The organism is Paenibacillus sp. DRB1-1, assembly GCF_052119485.1.
In the GTDB taxonomy this organism is placed as follows: Bacteria; Bacillota; Bacilli; order Paenibacillales; family Paenibacillaceae; genus Paenibacillus; species Paenibacillus polymyxa_B.
Genome location: NZ_JBODQH010000001.1, coordinates 3,647,116 through 3,672,167, shown reverse-complemented (window position 1 = coordinate 3,672,167; position 25,052 = coordinate 3,647,116). Strand labels below are relative to the sequence as shown.

Sequence of the window (25,052 nt, the reverse complement as noted above, 5' to 3'; positions counted from 1 at the left end):
GTCCAACGACATTTTACCATGAAAAAGAGAAGCCCACAAAAGTATTCAAGTCCTCACTTTGCTGCCAGAGGCTTTTTAGGAGTACCATCTAGCCCGTAAACTTCGTCATACGCATCAAATATTTTACGCGCAACCGGTCCCGCGCTCGTCGCACCAAAGCCCCCTTCAGGAATGATGACCGCTACCGCCAGCTTCGGATTTTGACGTGGAGCAAAAGCGATGAACACCCCATTATCTTTAACCGTACGTCCCACCACCTGCTCAGAAGTCCCTGTTTTACGGGCATAGTCATAAGGAAATCCGTTAAAGGCTTTAACATCGGTAGCCATACCCCGAATCACTGTATTCCAGTACGTATCTGAAAAAGCGACCTCATTCAGCACCTTCGGCTTAAATTCACGTACAAGATTCCCCTGATCATCTACAATTTTGTTGACCAAATGAGGCTGCATGCGCTTACCCTTTGTTGCCAGCACAGTCGTATATTGGGCCAGCTGCATGGCCGTATACTTTCCCTGCTGACCAAAGGATGCCTGTACCAAACGTGTCAGCGCACTTTCATGCTTGCTCGTATACTCAAGTCTGCCTGCCCACTCGCCCGGCAGATCTACTTCTGTCGGAACGCCTAATCCAAATTCCTTCATATACTTGTCCCATACATCAATTCCCTGATGCACCCCTGCATTACTTCCGTATTTGGCATACAGCGGCTTGCCGATCATATCCACCATAAACGTATTCGACGAGACCTCAATTGCCCTGCTAGGTGTCAAAGAACCATACACATGTCCGCTAGAATTTCCAACCCGGCTGGAGCGATTTTTGCCGTAGTACGCACTTCCCGTATCCAGATAAGTTTGTCCGGGAGAAAACAGGTTTTCCTTCAACCCGATCAGCACGGATAGCGGTTTAATGGTTGAACCCAGAAGCACCGAGGATTCTGGATGTGGACCCGCTTTTCCGCTAGGCACGGATTTAATTGTTCCATTTCCCATTTTATGCTGAATTTCGTCATATACCGAAGGTGAGGTACTTCCACTTTTCCATACATTAGAGTCATAATCCGGCATACTGGCCATTGCCACGATATTTCCGGTCTCTACCTCCATCGCTACAGCGAAGCCAGTGGTTGCGTCTTGATGAAGCTTCCCCGATACGGCATGAGTATGAAGCCAGCGAAGCTGATCCATAATGGCCTGTTCGGTTTTCTGCTGAATTTCCTTGTTGATGGTGGAATATAAATGATGTCCTTTTTCAGGAGGAGTAATGGATTCAATGCCCTCCGGCATGCTGCGCGGATTGACCTCTACCGTTTTATACCCGTTTTTTCCTCTCAGCTCGTCCTGGTACTGAAGCTCCAAGCCATCATATCCGACCGTTTCACTTTCCGAATACACCTGTGCCGGTTTTAAAACCTCTGAATTAGCTTCATAGAGCTCTTTATATTTGGGCCGGTTCGTTCGAGCTCCTTTGAACTTGTACATATATCCAATCGTTTGTACCGCCACCCGATCCGGGTCATAATGGCGTACACTTTCTTCTACAATCTCTACACCAGGGAACTCTGTCCGATGCTCCAGAAAATAAGCGATTTCCTCCCGACTCAGGTCGGATTTGACCAAACGTGGGGTAAATCCCCTATATTGATTATAGTCCGGGTCAAGTCGCTTTTTTATTTCCTCTGCATTAAGCTGCTCTCCTTCGGTACGACCCAGTTCGTTTAATTTGGCAGCAAGCTTGGCAGCAAAAGCATTGAGCTCAGGGAGCAGCTTTTCCCCCGGCTTGCGATCTTTCTCCGTACGTTTGCTATAATCCTTAGATAAAGTTACATACAAGGACTGTACTGGAGTCGAATACGCCAGCTTAACCGTACCTGTGGAGTCATAAATCGTGCCGCGACTCGGGGCTAACGGGACATTTTTCGTATTTACGGATTGCTGCTGGCCCTTCAGCTCCTCCGATTGTACAAACTGCAATACAGCTAGTCTGGTAATGATCAGGGCAAACAGCACAAAAGCACTAAAAAACAGTAGGTTGGTTCGTAAAACCGTCCGTTTTTTTCGTAACTCTTCATTCTCTTCAACATTTTTCTTTTTAAATGAAAACTTTTTATCCAAACTTCCTCTGTCCATATTAGCTGGTCATTACTCCTTCCAAGTTAGGGTTTCACATTCCTGATCCTACCATATCCAAGGCAATAAACGATGAATTCTAAGATGACAATTTTGTAAGAAAACGTAGAAAAAGTATTAAAAAAGCTTCCCTCAGCCCAAAGGCTAAGGAAAGCTTTCATGAAATTATACGTATTACAATATTATGGTTGAATAAAGATAGTTAAGCATTCATCATAGATGCTAGAGCATCCTTAAATCCACGTGCAATTTCTTTACCTTCTTCATCAGTATAACTAATTGGTTCCTTGTATATATTCATAAACTTAATTTTAAATAACTTTCTAGTTGCACTAAAAGTCAAAGGGAACTCACTAATTAGAATGTTCTCTGCTTGGGTCTGAGCATTTTCTAATGTCCCGAATTTACTTTTTACAAAGAAAGAGATTTTATCTTTTAATTGTACTGCTGTTGAGTATCGATTACGCATCTCTTCATTTAATTTAGAGTAGGAGGAACCCTTAATTAATTTTGAAACGAGATAAACTGCATCTACATCAGCAACTAAATCCATTAGGTCAAACGTTGACTTGTTTTTCGCAGTACCTATAATTTCAAGAGAAGCAGAATAGGCAGTAGGGTACACATTCCGTTTTACTGAGCCACTCACGTCACCAGCTGCAGTAAGAAGATCCCCAGCCCATCCTCCTAACTCTGCGATAACCGAATTATCTGCTAAAGTAGTATATGAGTTAACTGTAGCAAGCATATGGGGAACATCCATCATATTCTCTGTTCCAAGATCGTAAAGTACTTCCATTCTAAAATCAGGTATTTTCTCATTTATAAGTTTCACAAATTTTTCATCAACTGGATTTGCAGTTATATCCCAGAGAATGCCATCGTATATACGGCTTCTATAGTACTCAAGAACTCTTTGGTTAGCTTGATAGATATCATTTGAAGTATATTCAAGAGCATATTTATAAATCTCATCCATCTGTTTAAAAAACAAATTATTTTGAGTTACTAACGTATTATTAATCCCGGTATTAATGGAACTAACACCTTGATCTCTTCCCGAAGCAATATTATTATCTATCTCAATTCTATTTTCTGATTCATTTCCAACATAAACAGTAGAAATTTGGTCAAAGGCCCAGTCTTTCGGCAGAGGATAACCTAAATTACCACTAAAACCTGTGGACATATCACATATAAAACTACTTACTGAATATCCAGCTGCAGCAACACGACTACAAACATTACGCGGCCCATAAATCCCTACTTTATATTTAGAGCCAAGTGAAGTTAATTTGTCATGTATGGCTTTAAAATGTGGTAGAATATTGCTCGTTACTTGATAGTCAACTGCATCAAAGTCCACAGAAAAATAAATTATAGTATCGTCTTTAAATCCAAATTTATTAGCAGCATGATGTGCCTCAATGGCATCCTTCATGCCCTGCCCTGGTTTGAAGTAGTCTACCCCGTTACCTGATGTTTGATAAATTGGGAATACCCTCAACCCAGAAGATAAAATAACATTAAGCTCCTCCTGCTTAAGCCTCTTCCAATCTCCCCCAACAATGTATCTGCCAACAGTCGTATACCCATTAGTTTTGAGCGCCTTCGCCCTTGCAGGTGTAATCTCAGTTACACAGTCACACGCTGTTCCTTTTCTATTCCGGTCACCTGTACTAACAAGGAGAGAGGCCCAAGTTTGTTTGCCTGCAATACCGTCAGATGATAACGCACAGAAGCGTTGGAACTCAGCAACAACACTTTTCGTTTGAGTATCATATACACCATTCAGAGCTATACTTTTAAAATCATTCACATACAGTGCATATTTCAAAAGAGAGATGAAATTCGATTTGGTATTCCCTACATTAAGCGTGGGGCAAAGAGACAATGTTGTGGTCCCAAATACACCGTCTGGATTGGTGTTCCCCTGTTCTACTTGCAGTCCATAAATTAAAGCGCGATTAGTTTTACTTGAATACAAACCATCACAAGGAATCAATCCAAGCTTTGGAGTTATATATTTATAGTATTTACTATTTAGAACTTGCTGCATTGCGCGAATATTGGAATCCCCTACATTTACGAATGCATCCATATTTAATAAGGCTTTCATGATTATAGGTGTAGCAATGCCATCTGGATTCGGTAGCCCTGCATCAGCCTGAAGCCTGGAGACTGCCAAGCGAGTACCATTACCGTATTGCCCGTCCATACCATTTGTACTGTATCCTTTGCAATATAATGCTCCTTGAAGAATAAGTACTAAATTGCCAACTGGAGAACTAGAAGATAGAGTTGGGCAAGCAGCCAATGTCGCAGGACCAAAATCACCATCTGCAGGGGATACTCCAAGTTCAAATTGTAAACCTTGAATGAGAGCCTTAATAGTCCCCCATCCTGTGTTTCCGTCCGCAGTAACCATTTTGTATCCTGGCTTTGTAGAGTATGTTACATTAACAAAATTTTGAACTTTCCTCACCATTTCATCCATGTATAAAAACCTCCCATTTATTTTACTAATGTAAACACAGCAATTCATCTTCTAATAGACTGTCTATAAATAGGATTTAATCTTAATGACTACCTCCTGCTTCTAGTAGGTTATAATAACCTGTCTATCGAAACTAAAGATCATAGGAATTTACCCTAACACAACGACTTACATTCTAAATTTTAAGGTTGGCATAATTTTTGTATAACAGTCATAGTCGAAAATAAAAGTTGATTCGCAGCTAATATCTAAAAGAAATATCCATCAGAATAATTTCTTGTTAACCTCCTTTTAGATACTTTCATTTTAGTTATAGATTATTCGCTCAGATATCCTATAACTAGATGTATCTGGCATCTAATTATTGAAAACAAATAATCTATTCATCAATATTATATTATATAGCGTATCGTTACGCAATATAATATATTCCACTTTACAAATTATTTTTTTATACATTACGGAAACACAACAACATAAGATAAAGCTAGTTACTTAGCCTTCAATAATATTACTCAAGAATATAGCTTAGGAAGGCACAAGTGCACCAACATGATTTTAGAAGCCCTACAAAATTGCTATTATTACACTTTCCCAGAAAACAGAGAAAATAATTAAGAGATAATACTAAATTCATTCACTTACTATTGATTGAATTGACCCATATATTCCTTTACATGCAGCTACTGTAATAAAACTTGCTAAAAAATTACACACCACTTTTCTTGATGTCAAACACATGTTCGTATATAATTAAATAAATAGGATTTTTTAGCATGTTGTATAAATCTATGCAATGGAATACATCAAATAAAAGGTAATGATTGGGGGTTTGAAATTAGAAATGGAATATATTACGCTCAAAGAAAGCTTTCTTATACTTCAAAATTTGATGGCTACTCCACTTTTGGCACATGTCCGTGAAATTATTAGTACTGAGCAATCAGATTCCAAAATTGTATTAGAAATTTTAGATGAGCCGGAGCTTTTCAGCTTACTTCTAATAATATCTAATGCAAAAGAAGATTATTGGGATATGCACCTTTTTTATATGGACCAAGTCGAGAGAAATAACGACCAATATCGCTATCATTCTTTTTCTATCACCGAGAGCCTTCACCTACATAACTGTTTTACTAGACTATTTAAAGCATAGAGAAGCAGGACTCATTTAGAGTCCTGCCCTGTCCCTTTCACTCTTTGATATTCCTCTTCTATAATTCTAATAAGCAACTCGGTAGCGGTAAGCCCCAGCTTTTTTGCCGCCTCCGCTAACTCCTTCTTAATATAAGCAGGTACATCATAATGGAATTTCACTTTATTCCCATAAGCCATGTTACTTTTCTCCTTATTTCCCTTAGTTGTTATTCATCACTTCATGATACTTCTGGTCAATTAAGCGAATTAACAACTGGGTCGCTGAAGTTTCCTGTATATTCGCACATTCAATAAGTTTTTCTTTCGTTTCGGGTGCAAATTCATATGGCAATTTAAGCTTTGGCTCGGACATTCGACTACCTATATTTTTTTCAACTTGGATAGCTTTAGTGACCATTAATTCTAATGAATTTTTCTCTGATATATTGACTTCCGTGTATTTCTGAAGCACCCTGGATAAATACGATTTGATTGCCTTTTGATTGTCCTCATCCAATGTAATGGACAAGTCATTATCTTGTACATGCAGTTCGCAATCAAAGTTATTTCCAAATAGATTAATATTATATTTCACAATTACACTCCTTTTTCTAAAGATTAGAGTTTTGTTCTTATACTATAATTTGTTTCGTTAGGTTACGCAATATTTTATATAATTTATTAACACACTTCTTGATTAAGTAAAAAGAAGTAAGGGTTTAAGAAGAAGACGATAAAAGTCCGAAAGAGTTACCCGTATTCTGTATTTTCGGTTGTACCAAACAGCGTTGGAATAATCAAATATTGCTTAATCCAACGAAAGAAGACGTCAGTCTGCCACTGATCTTTATATCTTTCACATTCTATGATTCTAAATTTTTTTATATCCCTCACGGTTAACGGGGAGAAAAATTTTGAACGTTTCTGACTGGAGAGGTTATTTTTAATGTTGAGTGACTTCCCTTCTCTTGGATTCTACACTACTTATGTTAAACTCCTTTACCCTAATTTTTTTACAATATTTTTCTCGATTCTCCATCCAACTTTCTTAGTTTTAGCATCACGTAACTACTTTCTCCGACTAATCCATGATAAATCTTCTTGGCCCCTCTATTGTATGGAATATTACTGTATTTTCTCCCCTCCATTCTGGTGCTCCGTAATCAAATACTTCTTTTTGAGAAGGATCAAGGGTATATGGATAATCAATAACTATCTCTTTTTTAGTAAGTTGTTTTGTAAATACAACAAATTTTACTTGATAGATCCTGTAAAACGAAACCTTTCCATCAAGAAGGGATTTTCGATATTCAGTAAGAATAACCTTGTTATTTATAGGGGATGTTACTTGTTCATAGCTGTAAGGATGAAATAATTGGGTAAATATAGACTTAAGTAGTAACAACAAAAGTAATCCTATTATTATTACTAAAGTTACCAGGGATTTTCCGCTACTTATAGTAGAAAGTAAAATTAAAGCAATGATATTAATGAAGATAGGTATTAGATAACTACCTTTTTTGAAAAGTAACACATCATAATTAATGGAATACAGAAATAATAAGAACAAGTTCACAAATAACACGATAAAAACCAGATAGTATATTATCTTTTTATACTTGGCAGTCATAAAGTCAGCTCCATCACTTATAGCTAAATTTAATTTTTATGTAGAGATAATAATATTTAAATTGTTACAACAAACTTTTGTTTTATTAAGATTGAAGACTATATTTCGTTTTACAGAGAGTTTTCACAACAAACTCGGCGACCTCTCCCCAATTGAATTCCGGGAAAAGATCGCCGCTTAATTAATTTTTTTATTTTTAATATCCACCTTACTCTTCTTTTGGCAGAAAGGCGACAATGAGAATTCAAATGATCCCTTACGCAATTTTACCTAATGGTAAGGGGGGTGCCAAAATCAAAAGTGGAATTAGGAACTTCTGATCAAAACCATCCACGAAATTGTTTAGTAATGAAAAACGGCTCATAAATCATCTACAGAAGCTCTCTTGCACTTAACTTGATAATCTGCAAAAAAGTGTCACCATCTTCTAATTCCAATATTTCAAAACTTGTTAGTATTCAACATAGAAGGTTCCTTTTGCAGAATCATCATTCGGGACAACTCTTACATAAAAATATCCATAAAGCCCTTTAAAAGAAACATTATTATTGTATTTACCACCGTCTTGTAAGGTATAACTATCCCAGGACCTAGGATCTCCTGGTTGGTAAAGTGCTACAGTAAGTACATCAGAATAATGTCCACTTGGAAAAGTATGCACAGTTATTCTACCATTACAATAAATTGCAGCACTACTGTCTCCCCAATTATATGATTTTGAAGTTCCCGATGTACTGATTAAACTATTTTCATGGGCAAAGGCATCCCCATAAGTTGAAGATGTTACAGAAGCATCCGCATGAGCTGAAGATGTTGCGGAAACATCGGCATAAGCTGAAGATGTTATTGTTAAAAATAAGAGACACGACACTCCTGAGACTTTCATTTTTTTATTTAGCATATAAAAACCTCCTTGTTTATTAACTACAACCTGATTTTATAACTCAATGCCACAAAAAGGATTTATGTATATATATCATTTTCTGTTAATATTATCATTTCAATATTTTTCCCCATTAATCACTAAATATAAATTTTCCTTCCAGATCAGAAGTAACGAATCTTAAGATTCGACTTAAAAATTTCAAGAAAATATTACTATATATATTTTCAGCTCTATAAGTCTACTTGTCAGGAATAGCACATGTGATATAGTATATAGCTTTCTTTAAAATATCCAGGGGCCCATCATTTTGAAACAAATGATGGGCCGCCATTAATGAAAGAACTAAGCTATCTGCTTTATTGATCAAATCTCACGCTTATTGTTTTTCTCCAGATTTTCCTTCCACTTTTCATCAGACAAACCCTAACGACTGTTGAACTAATGCTCATTGGGATACTTAGATACGATGACTTTCATTCAATCTATACGCACAGCCACGAATTACTTAATTCACTTCTACAGTATTACTTTCCATCATTATCGGTTGAATCTATTTTTTTCTTTGGAACACCATCCAGACCGTACACTTCATCGTAAGCATCAAAGATTTTACGCGCCACAGGCCCGGCACTCCAGGCCCCGAAGCCCCCTTCAGGAATAACAACCGCTACTGCAAGTTTGGGATTCTGACGTGGTGCAAAGGCTATAAATACTCCATTATCTTTCAATTCTCTGCCTACACTTTGCTGCGATGTCCCCGTTTTGCGAGCAAAGTCGTAAGGGAAACCTTTAAATGCGCTAACATCTGTTGCCATCCCGCGTATAACTTCATTCCAGTAAGCATCCGGGAATTTCACTTCATTCAACACCTTCGGCTTGATCGTTTGTACTATATTGCCGTTAGTGTCTTTAATTTGACTGACCAAATGCGGCTCCATCCGTTTCCCCTTGCTAGCCAATACTGCTGTATATTGTGCAAGCTGAAGCGTTGTATATTTACCCTGCTGACCAAAAGAAGCATATGCAAGTTTAGATAATGAGGACTCTTTCGAATTATGAGCATACTCTCTGCGTCCAGACCATTCACTTGGTAAATCTACACCCGTAGAAACACCTAGTCCAAATTCCTTCATGTAGCGGTCCCATACATTCACACCTTGATCTTCCTTGGCATTATTAATGTATTTGTTGTACAATCTTTTGCCCACCATATCGACCATAAATGCATTGGAGGAATGCCGAATGGCAGAAGCTGGGTCCAACCCGCCGTACACATGACCCGAGGAATTCCGAACTCGTGACGAATTATTACGCCCAAAGTAAGCCGCTCCTGTATCCTGGTAATACGATGAGGTACTGAATAGATTTTCCTCCAGTCCTATTAACACAGAAAGCGGCTTAATGGTGGAGCCAAGTAGGACAACCGACTCTGGATGTTGACCTGATTGGCCCGATCCAAAGGAGCGAATAGTACCATTCAAGTATACATTTTGTATTTTCTTATAATTATCGCTAGATATATTTCCGGTCTGCCAGTAATTAGCATCATAATCCGGCATACTAGCCATCGCTACCACATTTCCTGTGTCCACTTCCATAGCCACAGCAAAGCCTGTTTTGGCATAAGGATGAGTCTTGCCAGATACAGCGTGTGTATGGAGCCATCTCAATTGATCCATAATGGCATCTTCAGTCTTAACCTGAATTTCTTTGTTAATCGTGGAATATACATTATTCCCTTTTTGCGGAGGAGTAACTGAATCTACACCTTCCGGCATATTACGCGGATCAATCGGTACCGTTTTATAACCATTTTTCCCTCGCAACTGTTCCTGATATTGAAATTCCAATCCATCAAAGCCTACAGACTCGTTATCCATATAGATGAGACCCGGATCATTTTCAGCTGACATGGATTTTTGAATATTTTTATATTTATCCAACGTTTCACGCGCACTTTTATAGCTTTTAATGTAGCCAACCGTTTGGACAGCTACCGTATCGGGATCATAATGACGTACCGTTTCCTCTACGACATCTACGCCCGGGAACTCACTCTTATGCTGCATAAAATAGGCAACTTCATCTTTATTTAGATTGGTTTTAATCAGACGCGGCGTAAAACCGCTAAATCTCTGGTAGTTCCGGTCCATAGCGTCCATAATTTGTTCTGCCGTCATTTTCGGCTCATCTTTACTACCATATTGAGCAAACCGATTTGCCAGCTTCTGTGTCATATTCTCCAGCTCAGGCAACAATTTTTTATCAGGATTACGCAAATTTTCCATGCTGTCACTATAGTTTTTGGAGAGCGTGATATACAGCGATTGTACAGGTGTAGAATACGCCAGTCTGTTCTGCCCGGTGGAATCGTAAATCGTTCCGCGAATCGGCGTAAGCGGTACATTTTTGGTAACATTACTGGCCTCCTGTTGCTTGAGCTGAGGTCCATCTACGAATTGAAGTATCGCCAGTCTTACAATAATGACTGTAAATATAATGAACGAGCTGAAAAAGAACAGATTGATCCGAAAGCTGAATCTTTTTCGATCAGACATCTCATTGTCTTTTCCCTGCTCGTTGTCTATCTTTCTCATGTGCCCTTTTCCACTCCTTATTAAATCACTTTATCCTTGATATGTGTTTGGGCAAAACCAGGCGGATTAAACCAGTCCCCACTTTGCGCCCAGGTCGGGTCTAACGGTACCCACTGATCCTGCGCGCTCAAATACACTTCATTCCATGCATGGGAACCGTATCCTCCCTGTCCGTTATAACCAAGCCCTGTCACCACCTTGACCTGTAGTCCCTGCGACCGAGCCATCATCGCATACAGGCGAGCATAATCAATGCAGACTCCTTTACGTGTATCAAACGTATCTCTAGGGGTCTGTTCATGCCAGTCACCACGCTGCTCATAGGCTTCTACCTTACTGAAATCATAGCTAATACGGGTACCTACCCATTCATACAACGCTCTGGCTTTTTGCTCATCACCGCTCATCCCCTGTGTAATCTTGGCCGCAGCCTGACCGATATCGTTCGGAATTTCCCGGTCAATCATTTCGTATTTCCGCTGCAGGATACCATTTAATTCCTTGGTAACGGCCTGCGTAAATACGGGCAATTTATCCTTTATCAGTGTACCGGATAACGGCTCTATGACCGATTGCGCTCCCTGCTTATAAATCGGTGAAGCTTGGACGTAGCTGCTAAACCCGCTGTCTGGGTACAGACTTACGCCAATGAATAGCAGGGCTATAACCATGATAGCGCGTGCTCCACCGATAAGAGTACCTATTCCAGCCCCTGCCACCCTACTGAGAAAGCCTGATTTTTTTTCATGCTCACGGAGATGAGAATCTGACTTGCCACCTACCATCAGCACATAAATTGCACGTAGTACAAATTGGGCGATAGCATAACTGAGCACGAACAATACGGCGAACCGCAGCAGCGGAAAACCTTCTAACCCCGCCACCAACGTATAATAAAATTGTTCAATCCCGCTTAGTTCCCGCTGAGGCAAATGTTCCATGTAAGCCGCCAGCCATTGTTGTACTTTCGGTGAAAGCCACATGGCTAACCCGAGCGAGCACAAAATACCCGCCACAGTCAGTATGCCATCCACAATGAGACTGAACAGCGCCCCTACAGATCTGGAAGCTCCTCGTCTCCAGCCCTGAATCAACGACAGCAGTACAATGACAATCAAAAACACCGTCACGCCATTCCAATGAAGAATAGGCTCCAGCCAGGATGGTTTCATTGTGTTCCTCCTGTCTCTACGGCGACTGTGGCGACTGTGTTACAGCCGAGCCTTTCGCACTTTCGATATATTTCTTAACGGTATCGCCCATACTCCACTCGCCCAGCGACATTCCCTGAAACCATACCTTGACCTTGTCACCATCAAATGGACCTTTCACTTCCAGGTTGGAGCTGGTTACCGAAAACGTACCATCCGCGTTGGATGTGTATTTGGCATCCCGTCCCTCCTTGATCATCATGTTCAAAGCCTCGCTCTGAACCTTGTTAATCGCATCATCCTTTGCCTGAGTAACGACCTTGCCGACCTGTTCAAAGGAAATGCCACTGTAGATAAGAAAGCCTGCAATTACGACAATGACAATCAGCCATTTTATGAGAGTTCTTACAACCTTCAATATGACTAACAATAGGACAAGCCCAATTAATATATACAGCCAGTTATCCTGAACAATCTGCCAATTATGTTCCAAAAACTCTGTCCAGACGCCCTTATCCATTTCGCTACACTCCCGTTTTCAACTACATCATTCAAATCACAAAATTGTCTCTGTAATTATACATGATTACGTGATGCCCTGTCAGCTTAGCTCTTTTACACACCTTGTTATTCAATTCTTGTCCATACAAAGTGGTCTATGTTCGTCCACTCCAGCGTACAACTTAGGAAGGGCCGATACGTAGTGCAACATGAAAGTTTACATTAGGGAAGGGGGTCATCCCATGAAAACAGCCCTCTGGCTGTATCTTTTTTTATTCATTGCCTTTTTCGATCTGCATGCACAATATCCTATTTTGACACCATTCGCTATCTCCCTGGGTGCAGCACCTACTTTTATTGGCTGGATGATGGGGATTTACTCTCTAACTCACCTGCCTGGTAATTTGATGGCCGGCCCCAAGGTCGACAAACACGGCAGCCGCCGATATATTATGTTCAGCCTAACAGCCGCAGGCATCATTCTTATCATTCAATCGTACATCCACACACCGTGGGAATTACTTTTTCTTCGGGCGATTAGCGGTTTTGTGTTGGCCTTTTTATCTCCAGCCTGTCTGGCCATGTTGGCACAGCTATCCGATCATCCAGTTACGCAGGGCAAATATATGTCAGGACATGGTGTCGTTCACACATTGGCCTCTGTCCTGTCTCCAGCTGCCGGCGCATTTATCGTAGCCAGTTTCGGCTTTAGTGAGACGTTTAGTTCCCTTGGCATCATTCTCGTAGTCACGGGACTCATGGCTTATTTCACCTTGCCCAAAACAGCACCCGCTCCACAGGCCCAATTATCAGATGGTCATGCGACACCTGCTCCACTATCCGGAGTACAGAAGACGCGTTTACCATTCAATTGGCGCTACCTGCTCCTTCCTTTTGTTTTGGCGTGTGCACAAGGCATTTTATTTTACGAAATTCCATTACGGAATAACGGGTCTGCGTCCATGATGTCCACCGGATTGCTCTTTTCCATCATCAGTTTGGGAGCACTTTGCACGCTCAGCCTGCTGTTTCTGAACAAATATTCACCAATGGTGCGACTACTTTGTGGCATTATTTTGATGTCTCTAAGTTTTTACGCACTCGCCACCACGCCCGAAGCGGCGATTGGCATCATACTTTTTATTTTGGGAACAGCCAAAGGCATCATTTTTCCAGCGCTGGCCTCTCTTTTCATACGAATTGGAGGTGCGCGACTGGGCAAAACCTTTGCACTACAGTCTATTGCAACATCTATCGGCTCCTTTGCCGGACCTGTACTGGCAGGTCAGTTACCCGATCACATTTCTCCTTTTTTTATCGCATTTCTGATTCTGATGGCCGGCCTGCTATTCGTTCCCGTTAAACGCTTATCTCCGACACCGCCACTGTCCGCCTCAGGACCTTATCATTCCTAGCTAGTCTGAGACAGCGGTTGCTATTGTCCTACCTATAAAGCCCAAAATGCCGTTCCAGAGGGCAAATGCACAGTACACTATACCCCTATCCACATAGAATATTTTGACTGAACATTCACTAACAAAGGGAGGTGCAGCCCGTGAGCCACTGTCATCCTTGCCCTATTGGAACTTCAACTGGCACCATTCTTGTTCTTTATATTCTGCTCGTCATCATTCTCCGTACTTGCTGGATTTAATGTCTGAATCGCCCTAACATGTTGCCCCTTGTGCCCATGCCTGCCACTTCTGGCAGGCTGTTTTGTTATTTTTTGCATGAGAACCCTATTTGGAGCTACACTATACACATATTCTTCATTTCCCGGGGAATTTCGAGCATATGTATCAGACAAGGGGTGAGCTTACATGGCGATAACCGTGATCGTCGAAGGGAAAAATGACCGCAGCAAACTTCGCCGATTACTTGACCCGGAGGTCCACATTTTATGCACCTTCGGCACACTAAACTCTATAAAACTGGAATCCCTCCACAAGCGGGTCAAGCACGACGAAATATATTTATTTATGGACAATGACAGCTCAGGGAAAAAAATAAGGGGTGTGCTTGCAGACTCTTTTCCGGATGCCTACCATATGTATACCCGTAAAGGATACGCTGGCGTAGAAGGCACTCCAGACGAATATGTGATCGCTCAATTGGAAAAAGCAGGATTGGAAGAATACATTATATACCCTCCACCTGTTCTTTAGTCTTTAAAATAACAAAAAGCTGTCCTCAGGCCGCTTTCATGCCTGTTGGACAGCTATATGGTGCACTATAAAAGCCTCTAAAATGACATTAGAACTTATGAACCGTATCGACGATCATCAGCAAGAAGCTGAGTGTCAGATGGTTAATGGAAAAGAAAAATACTTTTTTTGCCCAGGAATCCGTTTCTTCTTCCTTAATCGTAAAACCTTTAAAGGCATAGAATGCCCACAGCACGGACAGTAACACGGACACGATCATAAAAATCATACCGGCATATCCATAAGCATACATAAGGATGGGTACCGGAATCAGCAATACAATATAAGGAATCATCTGAATTTTGGTCCGATGGATACCTTTTACGACTGGCAACAACGGAAATCCTGCTGCGCGATATTCCTCAACTCTGCGAATAGCAAGTGCCCAAAAGTGAGGAGGCTGCCATAAGAATAGGAGAGCAAATAAGAGCCAAGCGCCCATATCAATACGCCCCGAAGCGGCCACATAACCAATCACAGGAGGCATTGCACCAGAAATACCGCCGATGGATGTGCTCCATGTAGACGAACGTTTTAACCAAAGTGTATAAATACCGACGTAGACGAACATACCAAGTAATCCCAGTAATCCTGCCTTTACACCAGAGAAGGAGAATAGAACAGCTAACCCGACAATGCCCAAAATAATAGCGTATGACAGCACCGTTGTAGGGGTCAGACGCCCTGTTGGCAGTGAGCGATTACGTGTACGTTCCATTTTCAAATCCAGCTCACGGTCAAAATAGTTGTTAAAAACACAAGAAGACGCCATAACCAGCATTGTACCTAAAAGTGTAAGAATTAGCTTTATATAGTCAACGTCCCATTGCGATGCTAACCAAAAACCACCAAAGGCTGCAACCAGATTGGTACGAAGGATGCCTGGCTTGGTAACTGTAATAAAATCTTTCCAAGTGCCCGCTTTACCGGGTGGTTTAGATTTTACAGAATAGGTAGCCGCATCCGAAGAAGTCTTATAACTTATATTATCCATTGTGAGTAACTCCCCCTTAGAGATGTATGAATTCGGGAGTAAGTTGAACTCCGATATAAATTTTATCATATACCTACCCCGAAAAGTTTGACAGAAAACGCACAAAACGTTCACAATTCCGATGGCAAATCGTCCCTGCTGATCGTTTACAGTAAATTTGGGTAGTAATAAGTACAGGAAACAATACAAAAGGAGCGACAGATATGGATACAGCCACACACTTTGTCATGGGAATCGGATTGGCCGGGCTGGCCTACACTGATCCTGTCGTCGCCGGAGATCCAAAGTTGGCCGCAGTCGTACTGCTCGCTACAGTCGTAGCGTCACAAGCTCCGGATTTTGACACTTTGCTTCGGTTGAAAAATAATGCAGCCTACATTCGCAATCACCGTGGACTGTCGCATTCAATTCCCTTCTGGTTGATATGGATCTTGTCCATAACAGGACTGATTTGCCTGATCTTCAGAGATGTGCCCCCAGGTCATGTAGCATTATGGGTAACGATTGCTGTCTGCCTGCATGTATTCACAGATTTATTTAATACGTACGGAACACAGGCATTCCGGCCGTTTACGAACAAGTGGATATCTTGGAATATCATCCATATTTTCGATCCCTTTATTTTTGGCACCCATGTTGCTGCGATTATGCTGTGGATCACCGGATTGATTCCACCCGCTCCCTTATTTATTACGCTGTACGTTATTATTGGCCTATATTACATTTGGCGAACCTGGAGTCATTTTATAACCAGAAAAGCGGTACGTGATATGGACAACGAGCGTCAGGAAGGCGACATCTATTATATCATTCCCACCGTATCATGGAACCGGTGGCATGTGGTAAAAGCTCATCAGAATGGAAGTTATGACATTGGCGGATTAAATGGCAAACACTTATTTTGGACGAAACATGCGATTCCATCCACACATCCTGCCGTAGAAGCATCCAAATCCTATCGCGATGTGCAGGCATTTCGCTATTTTTCCTCCTTCGCCGTTGCCGAGGTGGAGGAACTGGAATGGGGCTACATTGTGCGATGGGGAGACGTAAGGTATCGACACCGAAAACAATATCCATTCGTGGCCGTGGTCGCGATGGATAAGCAGTTCGGACTGATTAACAGCTATATTGGATGGCTCAGTGACGAAAAGATGCAAAAACGCCTTTCCCTGCATACGAATTAAAACCTGCTTACAAGCTAACAACAAGCCGTATGAAACAACAGACAGCAAGTTCCCCTTAATCTGGGAGCTTGCTTTTTTTGGTCACTCCCGCAAAAAATCAGATCTCATGAAAGCGCCCTCTTGACGAAGCGGACTTGTGTGATTCACAATGGTCATAAGCCATGCGTAAAAAAATCCGGAGCATGATCGCTCCGGATTTTCTTCATCACAGTTGCTCATAATACAGCTTCCAAGATGGAGTGTCTATGTGTATTACTGCAAACGGCTGCTGCCCGACAAGGATTGTTCTGCTTGTTGGACCAGCTTTTTCGTGATATATCCCCCAAGCGAACCTGTTTCGCGGGAAACAACATTACCGAAGTAACCGTCCTGAGGGATAGTGATGCCAAGTTCTTGAGCTGCCTCATATTTTAATTGTTGTAAAGCGGCGTTGGCCTGCGGTACTTGCAGGTTGTTTGAACGACGTCTGCTCATATTTGAATCTCCTTTCAGTTCTTTGTGAGTGAGGTTCATTGCAAGCTTGCAAGATTATTATGGCTCGCTTACAACTACTTATTCCTGAAATTCAACATTCGAACTCTGGAGGTTTTTACCAATGAGCAAAGGTCTATCCCTATGGTTCGCCGTTTCATCCATTGTCCTGCTGACCGCAGCCGCTATATCCATCAGTTATTCCGCATGGCTTGCCATTCTGCTGGGGCTATTATCTGTCGGCAATATCGGCTGGGGTTTCGTGGTCAAAGCCCGACAACGCCGCTCCTAAGCCAATCCTATAGGGCCTAATCAGTTTTGCCAGCAATATGCTTTAGCGTAGACGTGGCAGAAAGCCCATGCGCTCTTTGACCGCAGACAACGTGACTTCAGCCGCTTCTTGTGCGCGCTCAGCGGAAAGGGCCAAAATACGTCCAATTTCACCAGATTCCCGGATGTCGCGATAGCGCTGCTGAATCGGTTCAAGCATAGCTACAACGGTCTCTGCCAGTTCCTTTTTAAATGTTCCGTACATTTGACCTTCATAGCGATCCTGCACTTCTTGGAGCGACAAACCGGAACACTGGCTGTAGATGCCCATCAGATTACTAATTTCCGGTTTATTGGCTGGATCATATCTAACCTCACTACCAGAATCGGTTGTAGCGCGGCTAATTTTCTTGCGTATGACTTTCGGTTCGTCCAGCAGGGCAATAAAGCTGCCTGCATTCGGATTGCTCTTACTCATTTTTTTAGATACATCATCCAGGGACATAATTCTCGCCCCTACTTCAGGGATATACGGTTCGGGAACAGTAAAATAATCTCCATAACGGTGATTAAAGCGACCCGCCAAATCGCGTGTCAGCTCCAGATGCTGTTTCTGATCGTCGCCTACCGGGACGAGATCGGCGTTGTAGAGCAAAATGTCAGCTGCCATCAACGACGGATATACGAACAGCCCTGCTCCTACGGAGTCCTTACCTGCCGCTTTGTCCTTAAACTGAGTCATACGTTCCAATTCGCCCATATTCGTCAGTGTTGTCATCAACCATCCCAGCTCAGCGTGCTGAGGAACATGGGATTGTAAAAAGACATTGGATTTCTCCGGGTTAATACCTGCTGCGATAAATAATGCCGCTACCGCCTCCGACTGCTCACGTAAATGGGCCGGTTCCTGCGGTACGGTAATTGCATGAAGGTCTACGACCATAAAGTAACATTGATGATCCTCTTGCAATTTGACAAAGTTTTTCATTGCACCAATGTAATTGCCCAAAGTAAGTTGTCCACTAGGCTGAATACCTGAAAGTACAGTTTTCATATTCTTCCTCCTCCGTTTATTTCAAAATTAGAACGCAAAAAGGCCCCGCATCCTCAAGGGACGCGAGACCGTGGTACCACCCTTATTCATTGCCGTCAGCCTATTACTTGTCGGAGCTATGCTCCGTGGCTGCCTGCAATCTTAAAGCTCCGTTAACGGGGAGCAATCGGCCGTCATACTGAGGACAGTAGAATCCTGTTCTGTGCGGCACTCCAAGGTCCATTCAGCAGTGCAGGCTCACCGGTTCCCATCCACCACCGGCTTTCTGAAGAGCTTATGCGAAAGCTTACTTGTCCTCATCATCGTGTTATCCATGTCATTACTTTCTAAACTACATTAATGATAATTCCGCATAATGTTATTGTCAAATGACGATTGTGCCCTACGATCAAAAATCTGTTATCATAATGACACGAAGCTTCAACCGATTATAGTGGACAAAGGAGCATGAATATGAAACAAGTGACCAAAGAACACTGGAACGGTTACGACACGTATGTTTTACATAGTGGTGAACTGGAAGTTACGATGATCCCTCGCCTCGGGAATAATATTATCTCAGTGCGTGATCTGAAGCTCGACCGGGATATCGTACGTCGGCCTGGTGAGGAAGAATTGGCTTTCTATTTACAAAAGCCTTATCATTTTGGCTTGCCCATTTTGATTCCTCCAGGTCGAATTCGCAAGGGACAATTTGAGTTTGACGGTATTCCTTATCAGTTTGACCGAAATACAGCCAATGACAATCATATACACGGTCTGCATCGTAATCAGTCCTGGCGCTGCAGTGATATTGAAGAGGATGAAGAAGGTTGCAGTGTTACTACCGAGCTTTTGACAGAAAGTGATCCGCACTGGATGGAACAGTTCCCCATTCCCTTGCGTCTGGAGATGACGTATCGCTTGCAGGGTGCTGTATTAAGTCAAACGCTGCGCGTAACGAATTCGGGTGAAAAAGCAGCCCCATTTGGCTTGGGATATCACACTTGGTTTATGGTGGACGGAGAACCTGAGCGCTGGCGCCTAAAGCTGCCTGTGAACGGCGTCTATGAGCAGGATGCTGAACAGCTACCTACAGGTATCATTACTTCGTTGAATGACTTGGATCAGCTCTCTTCGGGTCTTTCTCTGAAAGGAACAAATCTAGATACGCTGTTGCGGGCGACGGAAGGCCCTGCTGAAGCTGTTTTGACTCGTGACGACGGTTATCAAATCCGCTACACAGCAGATGAGCAATACTTTAAGTATTGGGTGTTATATACCAAAGGTGAATGCGATCAGTATCTTTGCATTGAGCCTTATACATGGCTGTCGGATGCTCCCAATTTGCCTGATCCTATTGAGGGAGGCGGACTGATCCGTCTGGAGCCTCAACAATCCATCGACCTTAAAACTCAGATCCATATCATATATCCGTAATTTTCCTCTAGTCACTTTTCTTCCTTCGGCGCATATTTTCATAACTCTGTCGCATACTAACCTCATCACAGCCGAAGGAGGTGACTACACATGAATGAAGCTAATCAAGGCAGAAGCCGTCGCAGTAACAACCTAGTTGTTCCTCAAGCCAACAACGCATTGCAACAATTGAAATATGAAGCTGCACAAGAGCTGGGCATCACCATTCCGGCAGATGGTTACTACGGTGACATGCCATCCCGTGAAGCTGGTTCTCTGGGAGGCTATATCACTAAACGCTTGGTACAGCTGGCCGAACAGCAATTATCAGGTCGTTCAGGTCAATAAGCGTCATTATTCCACATGAGCATTCCGTTCATCGTAATTTACCAAAATGCGTTATAACGGGCATATAACAAAGGCGGTCTTCCCTAGGAAGGCCGCCTTTTCTTTACTCTTTTTTTATAAATGATTATTCCGAATTAGCCGCTCGGTATGTAGGCTTGTTGTAGCGGATCATAAGATTCGCCATGTTGTAGTTGGACTCCAGTGTTGCATCTACCAAAATCGTTCCTTGTCTAATGGCAAAATCGAAAGCAATCTCACCATGAGTCCAGCTACGCTTATGATTTAGCGTTTCTAGGGCCATACGCCGAAAATCCTCCCGATGCTTTGCTGATAACCCCGGTTCTACTGCTGCAAATGTGCCACCTTTACCTGCAAGCGGATTATGACGAATCCCAAATTTTCCAACTACATTGTTACGTATTTGTACAAATACGATACCTGACGACAAGCCCGCCAGTTCATTATCCAGTTCTTTTAAAACGATATCCATCTGCCTTGCCAACGACAATTGACCTACTTCATCCATTACAAAAAACCCTCCTATATACCTTATACAAAAATATTTAATAGGTCTTACGGCTCAATTACATGCGAAGATTTTTAACCTTACAATCAAAACCAACATAATTGGGTATTTATAACTATTTTCTAAGTATATCCATCATTTTAAATTTCGCCAACAGGTAATGTTAATTACACTTCGACATTTTGCGACTTTGTTCATCATCTTCTGCAAAAATCACAAAAAAGGCCTCCCTTATGGGAGACCTTTCAAAAGTGTAAAACTGTTATTTTGTCATTTGTAAAAATTGCTCAATATCCTGAACAGTAACTTGCGCAGCATTACGCCAGAAGTCAGCCTGTGTTAAATCGGTACCTAAGTGCTTGGAAGCCAATTCTTCGACTGTCATGCGACCTGTATCACGCAGCAAAGCATCATATTGGTCGGCGAAGCCGTCAGGATTTTCCTTCGCAAAAGCGTAAATTCCTGCACTGAACATATACCCGAATGTGTACGGGAAGTTGTAGAAAGGAGTGTTCGTAATATAGAAATGCAGCTTGGATGCCCAAAAATGAGGATGAGCCTCATCCAGAATACCGCTAAACGCTTCACGCTGCGCTTGTTCCATCAACTCGCTTAATTGTTGTGCTCCTACGACTCCTTTTTTCCGCAGCTCGTAAAAACGGGTTTCAAACAGGAAACGGGCATGAATGTTCATAAAGAAGGCTACACCACGCTGAATTTTATCTTCCAGTAAAGCTACCTTGTCCTGACCCTCGGCAGCTTCCAGCAAAGCATCTGATACAATAAGTTCTGCCAGCGTCGATGCCGTCTCAGCCACGTTCATGGCATAATTCTGATTCAATGGATGCAATTCATTCATCACATGCTGATGATAACCGTGTCCGAGCTCATGGGCCAGTGTCGAAACATTGGATGGTGATCCGGCATAGGTCATAAAAATACGGGTCTCTTTGCTCAGACGCAGAGATGTACAGAAACCACCCGGACGTTTGCCTGGACGATCTTCTGCTTCAATCCAGCTTTTCTCAAAAGCCATTTGGGCAAAGTCAGCCATTCTCGAGCTAAATTTACCAAATTGCTCAACAATCGTTACAGCAGCATCGTCGTAAGGGATTTTAGTGGTTGACGTCCCCAGCGGAGCTTCAACGTCATGCCAGGACAGCTTCTCTAAGCCCAGCAGCTTTGCTTTCCGCTCCAAGTATTTGACTACAATAGGCTTGGTTTCATTAATAACCTGCCACATCGTATCCAGCGTTTGTGCAGACATGCGGCTGATTTCCAGCGGTTCCTTAAGCACATCTGTCCAGCCTCGTTTTTCATATAGCTTCAGACGAAAGCCTGCCAAATGATTCAATGTATCCGCGCAATAGTCCTCTACCTGAGTCCATGCCTCTTCCCAACGTGCAAACACGTCTTTACGTACGCTGCGATCTGCTTCATCCAGTTTATTAGCAGCCTGACCTACAGACAGGTTTACGATCTCGCCATTTTCTGGCACAGGAATAGTCATATTTTTGACAATGGTATCATAAAAGTCGCCCCAGCCATGATAGCCATCCACTGCCAGATCCAATGCAAGGCTTTCCAGCTCAGGAGCCATTTTTTCACGTGCTTCGTTCCGATATTCGGTCAGGACAAAAGAAATCGGCTTGATAGCTTCGCGCTCCATCCACTTCTGCCAAATGTCTTCACTGGTTTGTGCCAGCAAGTTCTGGAAAGATACTAAAGCACTTTTCCCTTGGGCATACAGCGTATTGACACGCGCCCCCAGTTGAACAGCTAGCTTGTCGTGCTGGTTTTGAGCAGTTAGACAAGAGACAAAGGAACCCGCCTGCGACGCGCCATTAAACAGCTCCTGTATGCTATTCAGTACACTATCGAGACGCTCGGTATCCAATACCGTTTGTGGTACTTTGGCTGCTTTAAGCTGGGATTGCAGCTGTTGAACCTTGCTCTCCATTTCTTCCAAAAATGCATGAAATGAGGCAGAGGAAGATCCTCCGCTAAAAATAGATTCCAGATCCCATGTTTGCTTTAACGGTGTTTTCATAATAGTTCCACCTTTCTTTTTTGGCGAATTCATGTGGTTTCATATACAATAAAGCTACATCGTGATAGTAAATCACTACAATTGGGAGGAAAACAGGATGAGACCCTTACAAATTTCGCCGGAAACGGCTGTGAAATTATCCGAAAAGCTCGGCATTCCGCTGGAACACCTTATGCATACACCCCAGCACATTTTGATGCAAAAGCTGGCCGAACTGGCTAAAGAAGAAACCGCTGACCCGAACGGCGGAGAATCGGACAAATCATGATCCCTTTTCATAAAACCTGGCCTTATGACATCGTCATGGGAGACGTTTATGTACAGTCTTGTCCGTTTTGCGACCATGATAATGTTTTGCTGCCCCTGAAGCCAAAAGAACTTAAGCTCATACACGAAGGTATGAAAAAGCTGCTTGTGTTTCCATGCTGCCATAACAAGGTTACTTTAGTGGATTGTGATGACGATTATTTGCTGTCAGATACCACATTGCGTCATCATTAATTCATGAGGCAGTTGTAAGATAAGATAACCCGTTTTACAAACAAGGTGTGAACCATGAGCCTAAATCGGCCATAGTGCACACCTTTATTTCTTCAGGAGGAGCTTGCGTCTTGCATTTCCTCCGGCAGTTGGTAATTTTTAGCCAGCATTTGTTCTCGCAGTACAGACCACTGTTCACGGGAAGCCCGGATCATGGCTGCATCCATAATCTTTTTGTCATTAATGACACGCGAAAACCAGCGTACCGCTTCGTTAAAGTTACCTGTACGTCGATGCAATTCACCAATCAGATAAAGCAGTTTGGCATTATTCGCCCCGACACCCTCCAGCTCATAGACCCGAACATAAGAATCCAGACTAAATTTGAGAAAGCGAAGCTCCTGCTCCTCATTTCCCTGGTATCTGTACATCCAAGCGATATGCTGTAATAGACTAGCTACTACGCGTTCCTTTTCTCCGATGACCTGTGCACAGAGTAAACCCAGTTTATACGTTTCTAATGCCTCTTCCCAGCTACGATGACCGCCATATTCGCGAGACTGCCAACGATTACCGATTTTATCCTTGAATATCTTGGTTTGCTGTTCGCTTAACTGAACGGTAGAATGCTCTGTCGAGGTAAATCCACAATGAGGACAGACCCTTACGACATAAAAATCCGGATTTTCATTCTTATAATAAGCACAAAAATCTGAATCCGTACGAATGGCCTTCTTTAGGCTTGGTCTGACACGGGATGTCTGAAATTCTTCTTCGCAATGTGGGCAAATGATTTTGATCTGATATAACGGTTCAAGTTCCAATGTTTTTACAACCCTCTCCAAAATTCGGCAATCCCCGAAAGCTTACGGGGTATTTACAAAATGATGCGCAGGACCAGACAAACGGTTAAGTATGATTGAACGAAGCGGCTCCTCAATGCCCGTATCCGTTAACGCACCTGCCATACAAGACAACCATGCCTCTGCTCGCTCCTCCGTTACGGGAAACTTCATATGTCTGGCACGTAACATCGGATGACCATATGCATCAGAAAAAAGGGACGGTCCTCCAAAAAACTGACTCAGGAACATATACTGCTTTTCCTTAACCGGTTCCATGTCTTTAGGAAACAGGGGACTTAACAACGGATCTTTATAAACTCTCGGGTAGAAGGCCTCAATAATAGCACGAACACCTTCCGCACCCCCAAGGTTGTCATAAATGCTCAGGCTAGGATTCACTTTTCCTCCAACTTTCTGTGCTATGGTAATAAATATACACCCGTATTATAACAAAAAACAAAAAATGACGCTAAAAATAAGCGTCATTTTATCAATTTAACATATGAAGAGGGTGTGCTTCATTGCACACAGCTTCGTCATTCTATAAATACAACTAATAACTCCGCCAATCCTCTTCACCGGGATGGACGAGAGAGGCACGAATAACATACACAAAAGCACATACGAACAGACCGGCAACGATACTCATCCTGATCACTCCATCCTTAAGGTTATGGATCGTTGTTTTCCTATT

The 25,052-nt window shown here is 42.4% G+C and carries 25 protein-coding genes and 1 other annotated feature; of the genes, 9 read left to right on the top strand and 16 right to left on the bottom strand.

Features of this window, described 5'->3' with window-relative positions; genetic code table 11:
* Nucleotides 1-53 precede the first annotated feature (53 nt).
* Entirely contained in the window at nt 54-2,132 is a 2,079-nt protein-coding gene (locus ACQW03_RS16285; protein WP_441950616.1) for a peptidoglycan D,D-transpeptidase FtsI family protein, read from the bottom strand.
* Nucleotides 2,133-2,334: 202 nt separating this feature from the next.
* The gene (locus tag ACQW03_RS16280; RefSeq protein WP_340959592.1) at nt 2,335-4,629 is read right to left on the bottom strand and encodes a glycoside hydrolase domain-containing protein; all 2,295 of its coding nucleotides are present in this window, start codon (nt 4,627-4,629) and stop codon (nt 2,335-2,337) included.
* Between the two features lie 844 nt (nt 4,630-5,473).
* Between ACQW03_RS16280 and ACQW03_RS16275 the strand changes: the two genes are divergently transcribed.
* Nucleotides 5,474-5,785, top strand: a complete 312-nt coding sequence (locus ACQW03_RS16275; protein ID WP_340959594.1) for a hypothetical protein — start codon at nt 5,474-5,476, stop codon at nt 5,783-5,785.
* 11 nt (nt 5,786-5,796) lie between these two features.
* Here ACQW03_RS16275 and ACQW03_RS16270 read toward each other — a convergent pair whose 3' ends face one another.
* From ACQW03_RS16270 to ACQW03_RS16240, 7 genes are all read right to left on the bottom strand, one after another.
* On the bottom strand, nt 5,797-5,964 hold the full coding sequence (locus ACQW03_RS16270; protein WP_322156976.1) for a hypothetical protein: 168 nt from the start codon (nt 5,962-5,964) through the stop codon (nt 5,797-5,799).
* 22 nt (nt 5,965-5,986) lie between these two features.
* Entirely contained in the window at nt 5,987-6,361 is a 375-nt protein-coding gene (locus ACQW03_RS16265; protein ID WP_322156977.1) for a hypothetical protein, read from the bottom strand.
* 486 nt (nt 6,362-6,847) lie between these two features.
* The gene (locus ACQW03_RS16260; protein WP_340959595.1) at nt 6,848-7,396 is read right to left on the bottom strand and encodes a hypothetical protein; all 549 of its coding nucleotides are present in this window, start codon (nt 7,394-7,396) and stop codon (nt 6,848-6,850) included.
* Nucleotides 7,397-7,847: 451 nt separating this feature from the next.
* Entirely contained in the window at nt 7,848-8,297 is a 450-nt protein-coding gene (locus ACQW03_RS16255) for a hypothetical protein (protein ID WP_340959596.1), read from the bottom strand.
* A gap of 509 nt (nt 8,298-8,806) precedes the next feature.
* Nucleotides 8,807-10,879: a peptidoglycan D,D-transpeptidase FtsI family protein gene (locus ACQW03_RS16250; RefSeq protein WP_441950611.1), complete on the bottom strand. Its 2,073-nt coding sequence runs from the start codon at nt 10,877-10,879 to the stop codon at nt 8,807-8,809.
* A 20-nt stretch (nt 10,880-10,899) separates the two neighbouring features.
* Entirely contained in the window at nt 10,900-12,051 is a 1,152-nt protein-coding gene (locus ACQW03_RS16245; RefSeq protein ID WP_441950609.1) for a transglutaminase domain-containing protein, read from the bottom strand.
* A gap of 16 nt (nt 12,052-12,067) precedes the next feature.
* Nucleotides 12,068-12,550: a hypothetical protein gene (locus tag ACQW03_RS16240; protein ID WP_441950607.1), complete on the bottom strand. Its 483-nt coding sequence runs from the start codon at nt 12,548-12,550 to the stop codon at nt 12,068-12,070.
* Between the two features lie 223 nt (nt 12,551-12,773).
* Between ACQW03_RS16240 and ACQW03_RS16235 the strand changes: the two genes are divergently transcribed.
* Both ACQW03_RS16235 and ACQW03_RS16230 read left to right on the top strand, forming a co-directional pair.
* Nucleotides 12,774-13,946 (top strand): MFS transporter, encoded by a 1,173-nt coding sequence (locus ACQW03_RS16235; protein ID WP_441950605.1) that lies wholly within the window; start codon nt 12,774-12,776, stop codon nt 13,944-13,946.
* A gap of 405 nt (nt 13,947-14,351) precedes the next feature.
* On the top strand, nt 14,352-14,696 hold the full coding sequence (locus ACQW03_RS16230) for a toprim domain-containing protein (RefSeq protein WP_025723602.1): 345 nt from the start codon (nt 14,352-14,354) through the stop codon (nt 14,694-14,696).
* 88 nt (nt 14,697-14,784) lie between these two features.
* Here the strand turns inward: ACQW03_RS16230 and cyoE are convergent, their stop codons facing one another.
* Nucleotides 14,785-15,729, bottom strand: coding sequence for a heme o synthase (gene cyoE / locus ACQW03_RS16225; protein ID WP_307353209.1), 945 nt, complete (start codon nt 15,727-15,729; stop codon nt 14,785-14,787).
* A 203-nt stretch (nt 15,730-15,932) separates the two neighbouring features.
* On the opposite strand from cyoE, the gene ACQW03_RS16220 reads away from it, so the two are divergent.
* On the top strand, nt 15,933-16,916 hold the full coding sequence (locus ACQW03_RS16220; protein ID WP_071642853.1) for a metal-dependent hydrolase: 984 nt from the start codon (nt 15,933-15,935) through the stop codon (nt 16,914-16,916).
* 252 nt (nt 16,917-17,168) lie between these two features.
* On the opposite strand, the gene ACQW03_RS16215 is transcribed toward ACQW03_RS16220, so the two are convergent.
* On the bottom strand, nt 17,169-17,390 hold the full coding sequence (locus ACQW03_RS16215; protein WP_013311857.1) for an alpha/beta-type small acid-soluble spore protein: 222 nt from the start codon (nt 17,388-17,390) through the stop codon (nt 17,169-17,171).
* 121 nt (nt 17,391-17,511) lie between these two features.
* Here ACQW03_RS16215 and ACQW03_RS16210 point away from each other — a divergent pair, with 121 nt between their 5' ends.
* Nucleotides 17,512-17,679 (top strand): hypothetical protein, encoded by a 168-nt coding sequence (locus tag ACQW03_RS16210; RefSeq protein ID WP_007431986.1) that lies wholly within the window; start codon nt 17,512-17,514, stop codon nt 17,677-17,679.
* Between the two features lie 42 nt (nt 17,680-17,721).
* On the opposite strand, the gene trpS is transcribed toward ACQW03_RS16210, so the two are convergent.
* Nucleotides 17,722-18,711 (bottom strand): tryptophan--tRNA ligase, encoded by a 990-nt coding sequence (gene trpS, locus ACQW03_RS16205; RefSeq protein ID WP_441950601.1) that lies wholly within the window; start codon nt 18,709-18,711, stop codon nt 17,722-17,724.
* A gap of 53 nt (nt 18,712-18,764) precedes the next feature.
* Nucleotides 18,765-19,023, bottom strand: a binding site (T-box leader).
* Between the two features lie 141 nt (nt 19,024-19,164).
* Here trpS and ACQW03_RS16200 point away from each other — a divergent pair.
* Entirely contained in the window at nt 19,165-20,130 is a 966-nt protein-coding gene (locus ACQW03_RS16200) for an aldose 1-epimerase (RefSeq protein ID WP_441950599.1), read from the top strand.
* Nucleotides 20,131-20,220: 90 nt separating this feature from the next.
* A complete protein-coding gene (locus ACQW03_RS16195) occupies nt 20,221-20,457 on the top strand; it encodes an alpha/beta-type small acid-soluble spore protein (protein WP_013311861.1) in 237 nt (78 codons plus the stop codon).
* Nucleotides 20,458-20,581: 124 nt separating this feature from the next.
* Here ACQW03_RS16195 and ACQW03_RS16190 read toward each other — a convergent pair whose 3' ends face one another.
* Nucleotides 20,582-20,983 (bottom strand): hypothetical protein, encoded by a 402-nt coding sequence (locus ACQW03_RS16190; protein ID WP_013311862.1) that lies wholly within the window; start codon nt 20,981-20,983, stop codon nt 20,582-20,584.
* A gap of 262 nt (nt 20,984-21,245) precedes the next feature.
* Complete coding sequence (locus ACQW03_RS16185) at nt 21,246-23,033, bottom strand: M3 family oligoendopeptidase (RefSeq protein ID WP_441950596.1); 1,788 nt, start codon at nt 23,031-23,033, stop codon at nt 21,246-21,248.
* 97 nt (nt 23,034-23,130) lie between these two features.
* Here ACQW03_RS16185 and ACQW03_RS16180 point away from each other — a divergent pair, with 97 nt between their 5' ends.
* Nucleotides 23,131-23,301 carry a YycC family protein gene (locus tag ACQW03_RS16180; protein WP_014277894.1) on the top strand — a complete coding sequence of 57 codons (171 nt, stop codon included), beginning with the start codon at nt 23,131-23,133 and terminating at the stop codon, nt 23,299-23,301.
* Nucleotides 23,298-23,534, top strand: a complete 237-nt coding sequence (locus ACQW03_RS16175) for a hypothetical protein (RefSeq protein WP_023990206.1) — start codon at nt 23,298-23,300, stop codon at nt 23,532-23,534. Before ACQW03_RS16180 ends, ACQW03_RS16175 begins: the two co-directional genes overlap by 4 nt.
* Nucleotides 23,535-23,626: 92 nt before the next feature.
* On the opposite strand, the gene ACQW03_RS16170 is transcribed toward ACQW03_RS16175, so the two are convergent.
* Both ACQW03_RS16170 and ACQW03_RS16165 read right to left on the bottom strand, forming a co-directional pair.
* A complete protein-coding gene (locus ACQW03_RS16170) occupies nt 23,627-24,337 on the bottom strand; it encodes a DUF2225 domain-containing protein (RefSeq protein WP_023990207.1) in 711 nt (236 codons plus the stop codon).
* A gap of 42 nt (nt 24,338-24,379) precedes the next feature.
* Nucleotides 24,380-24,757 (bottom strand): globin domain-containing protein, encoded by a 378-nt coding sequence (locus ACQW03_RS16165; protein WP_023990208.1) that lies wholly within the window; start codon nt 24,755-24,757, stop codon nt 24,380-24,382.
* Between the last annotated feature and the right edge of the window lie 295 nt (nt 24,758-25,052).

Bases quoted from the DNA above. Each gene is read 5' to 3' on its own strand.
- ACQW03_RS16250 (WP_441950611.1), bottom strand. From the start codon at position 10,879: ATGAGAAAGATAGACAACGAGCAGGGAAAAGACAATGAGATGTCTGAT.
- ACQW03_RS16240 (WP_441950607.1), bottom strand. From the start codon at position 12,550: ATGGATAAGGGCGTCTGGACAGAGTTTTTGGAACATAATTGGCAGATT.
- ACQW03_RS16255 (WP_340959596.1), bottom strand. From the start codon at position 8,297: ATGCTAAATAAAAAAATGAAAGTCTCAGGAGTGTCGTGTCTCTTATTT.
- ACQW03_RS16230 (WP_025723602.1), top strand. From the start codon at position 14,352: ATGGCGATAACCGTGATCGTCGAAGGGAAAAATGACCGCAGCAAACTT.
- ACQW03_RS16260 (WP_340959595.1), bottom strand. From the start codon at position 7,396: ATGACTGCCAAGTATAAAAAGATAATATACTATCTGGTTTTTATCGTG.
- ACQW03_RS16220 (WP_071642853.1), top strand. From the start codon at position 15,933: ATGGATACAGCCACACACTTTGTCATGGGAATCGGATTGGCCGGGCTG.
- ACQW03_RS16210 (WP_007431986.1), top strand. From the start codon at position 17,512: ATGAGCAAAGGTCTATCCCTATGGTTCGCCGTTTCATCCATTGTCCTG.
- ACQW03_RS16190 (WP_013311862.1), bottom strand. From the start codon at position 20,983: ATGGATGAAGTAGGTCAATTGTCGTTGGCAAGGCAGATGGATATCGTT.
- ACQW03_RS16280 (WP_340959592.1), bottom strand. From the start codon at position 4,629: ATGGATGAAATGGTGAGGAAAGTTCAAAATTTTGTTAATGTAACATAC.
- ACQW03_RS16195 (WP_013311861.1), top strand. From the start codon at position 20,221: ATGAATGAAGCTAATCAAGGCAGAAGCCGTCGCAGTAACAACCTAGTT.
- ACQW03_RS16270 (WP_322156976.1), bottom strand. From the start codon at position 5,964: ATGGCTTATGGGAATAAAGTGAAATTCCATTATGATGTACCTGCTTAT.
- cyoE (WP_307353209.1), bottom strand. From the start codon at position 15,729: ATGGATAATATAAGTTATAAGACTTCTTCGGATGCGGCTACCTATTCT.
- trpS (WP_441950601.1), bottom strand. From the start codon at position 18,711: ATGAAAACTGTACTTTCAGGTATTCAGCCTAGTGGACAACTTACTTTG.
- ACQW03_RS16180 (WP_014277894.1), top strand. From the start codon at position 23,131: ATGAGACCCTTACAAATTTCGCCGGAAACGGCTGTGAAATTATCCGAA.
- ACQW03_RS16235 (WP_441950605.1), top strand. From the start codon at position 12,774: ATGAAAACAGCCCTCTGGCTGTATCTTTTTTTATTCATTGCCTTTTTC.
- ACQW03_RS16175 (WP_023990206.1), top strand. From the start codon at position 23,298: ATGATCCCTTTTCATAAAACCTGGCCTTATGACATCGTCATGGGAGAC.
- ACQW03_RS16215 (WP_013311857.1), bottom strand. From the start codon at position 17,390: ATGAGCAGACGTCGTTCAAACAACCTGCAAGTACCGCAGGCCAACGCC.
- ACQW03_RS16285 (WP_441950616.1), bottom strand. From the start codon at position 2,132: ATGGACAGAGGAAGTTTGGATAAAAAGTTTTCATTTAAAAAGAAAAAT.
- ACQW03_RS16275 (WP_340959594.1), top strand. From the start codon at position 5,474: ATGGAATATATTACGCTCAAAGAAAGCTTTCTTATACTTCAAAATTTG.
- ACQW03_RS16200 (WP_441950599.1), top strand. From the start codon at position 19,165: ATGAAACAAGTGACCAAAGAACACTGGAACGGTTACGACACGTATGTT.
- ACQW03_RS16245 (WP_441950609.1), bottom strand. From the start codon at position 12,051: ATGAAACCATCCTGGCTGGAGCCTATTCTTCATTGGAATGGCGTGACG.
- ACQW03_RS16185 (WP_441950596.1), bottom strand. From the start codon at position 23,033: ATGAAAACACCGTTAAAGCAAACATGGGATCTGGAATCTATTTTTAGC.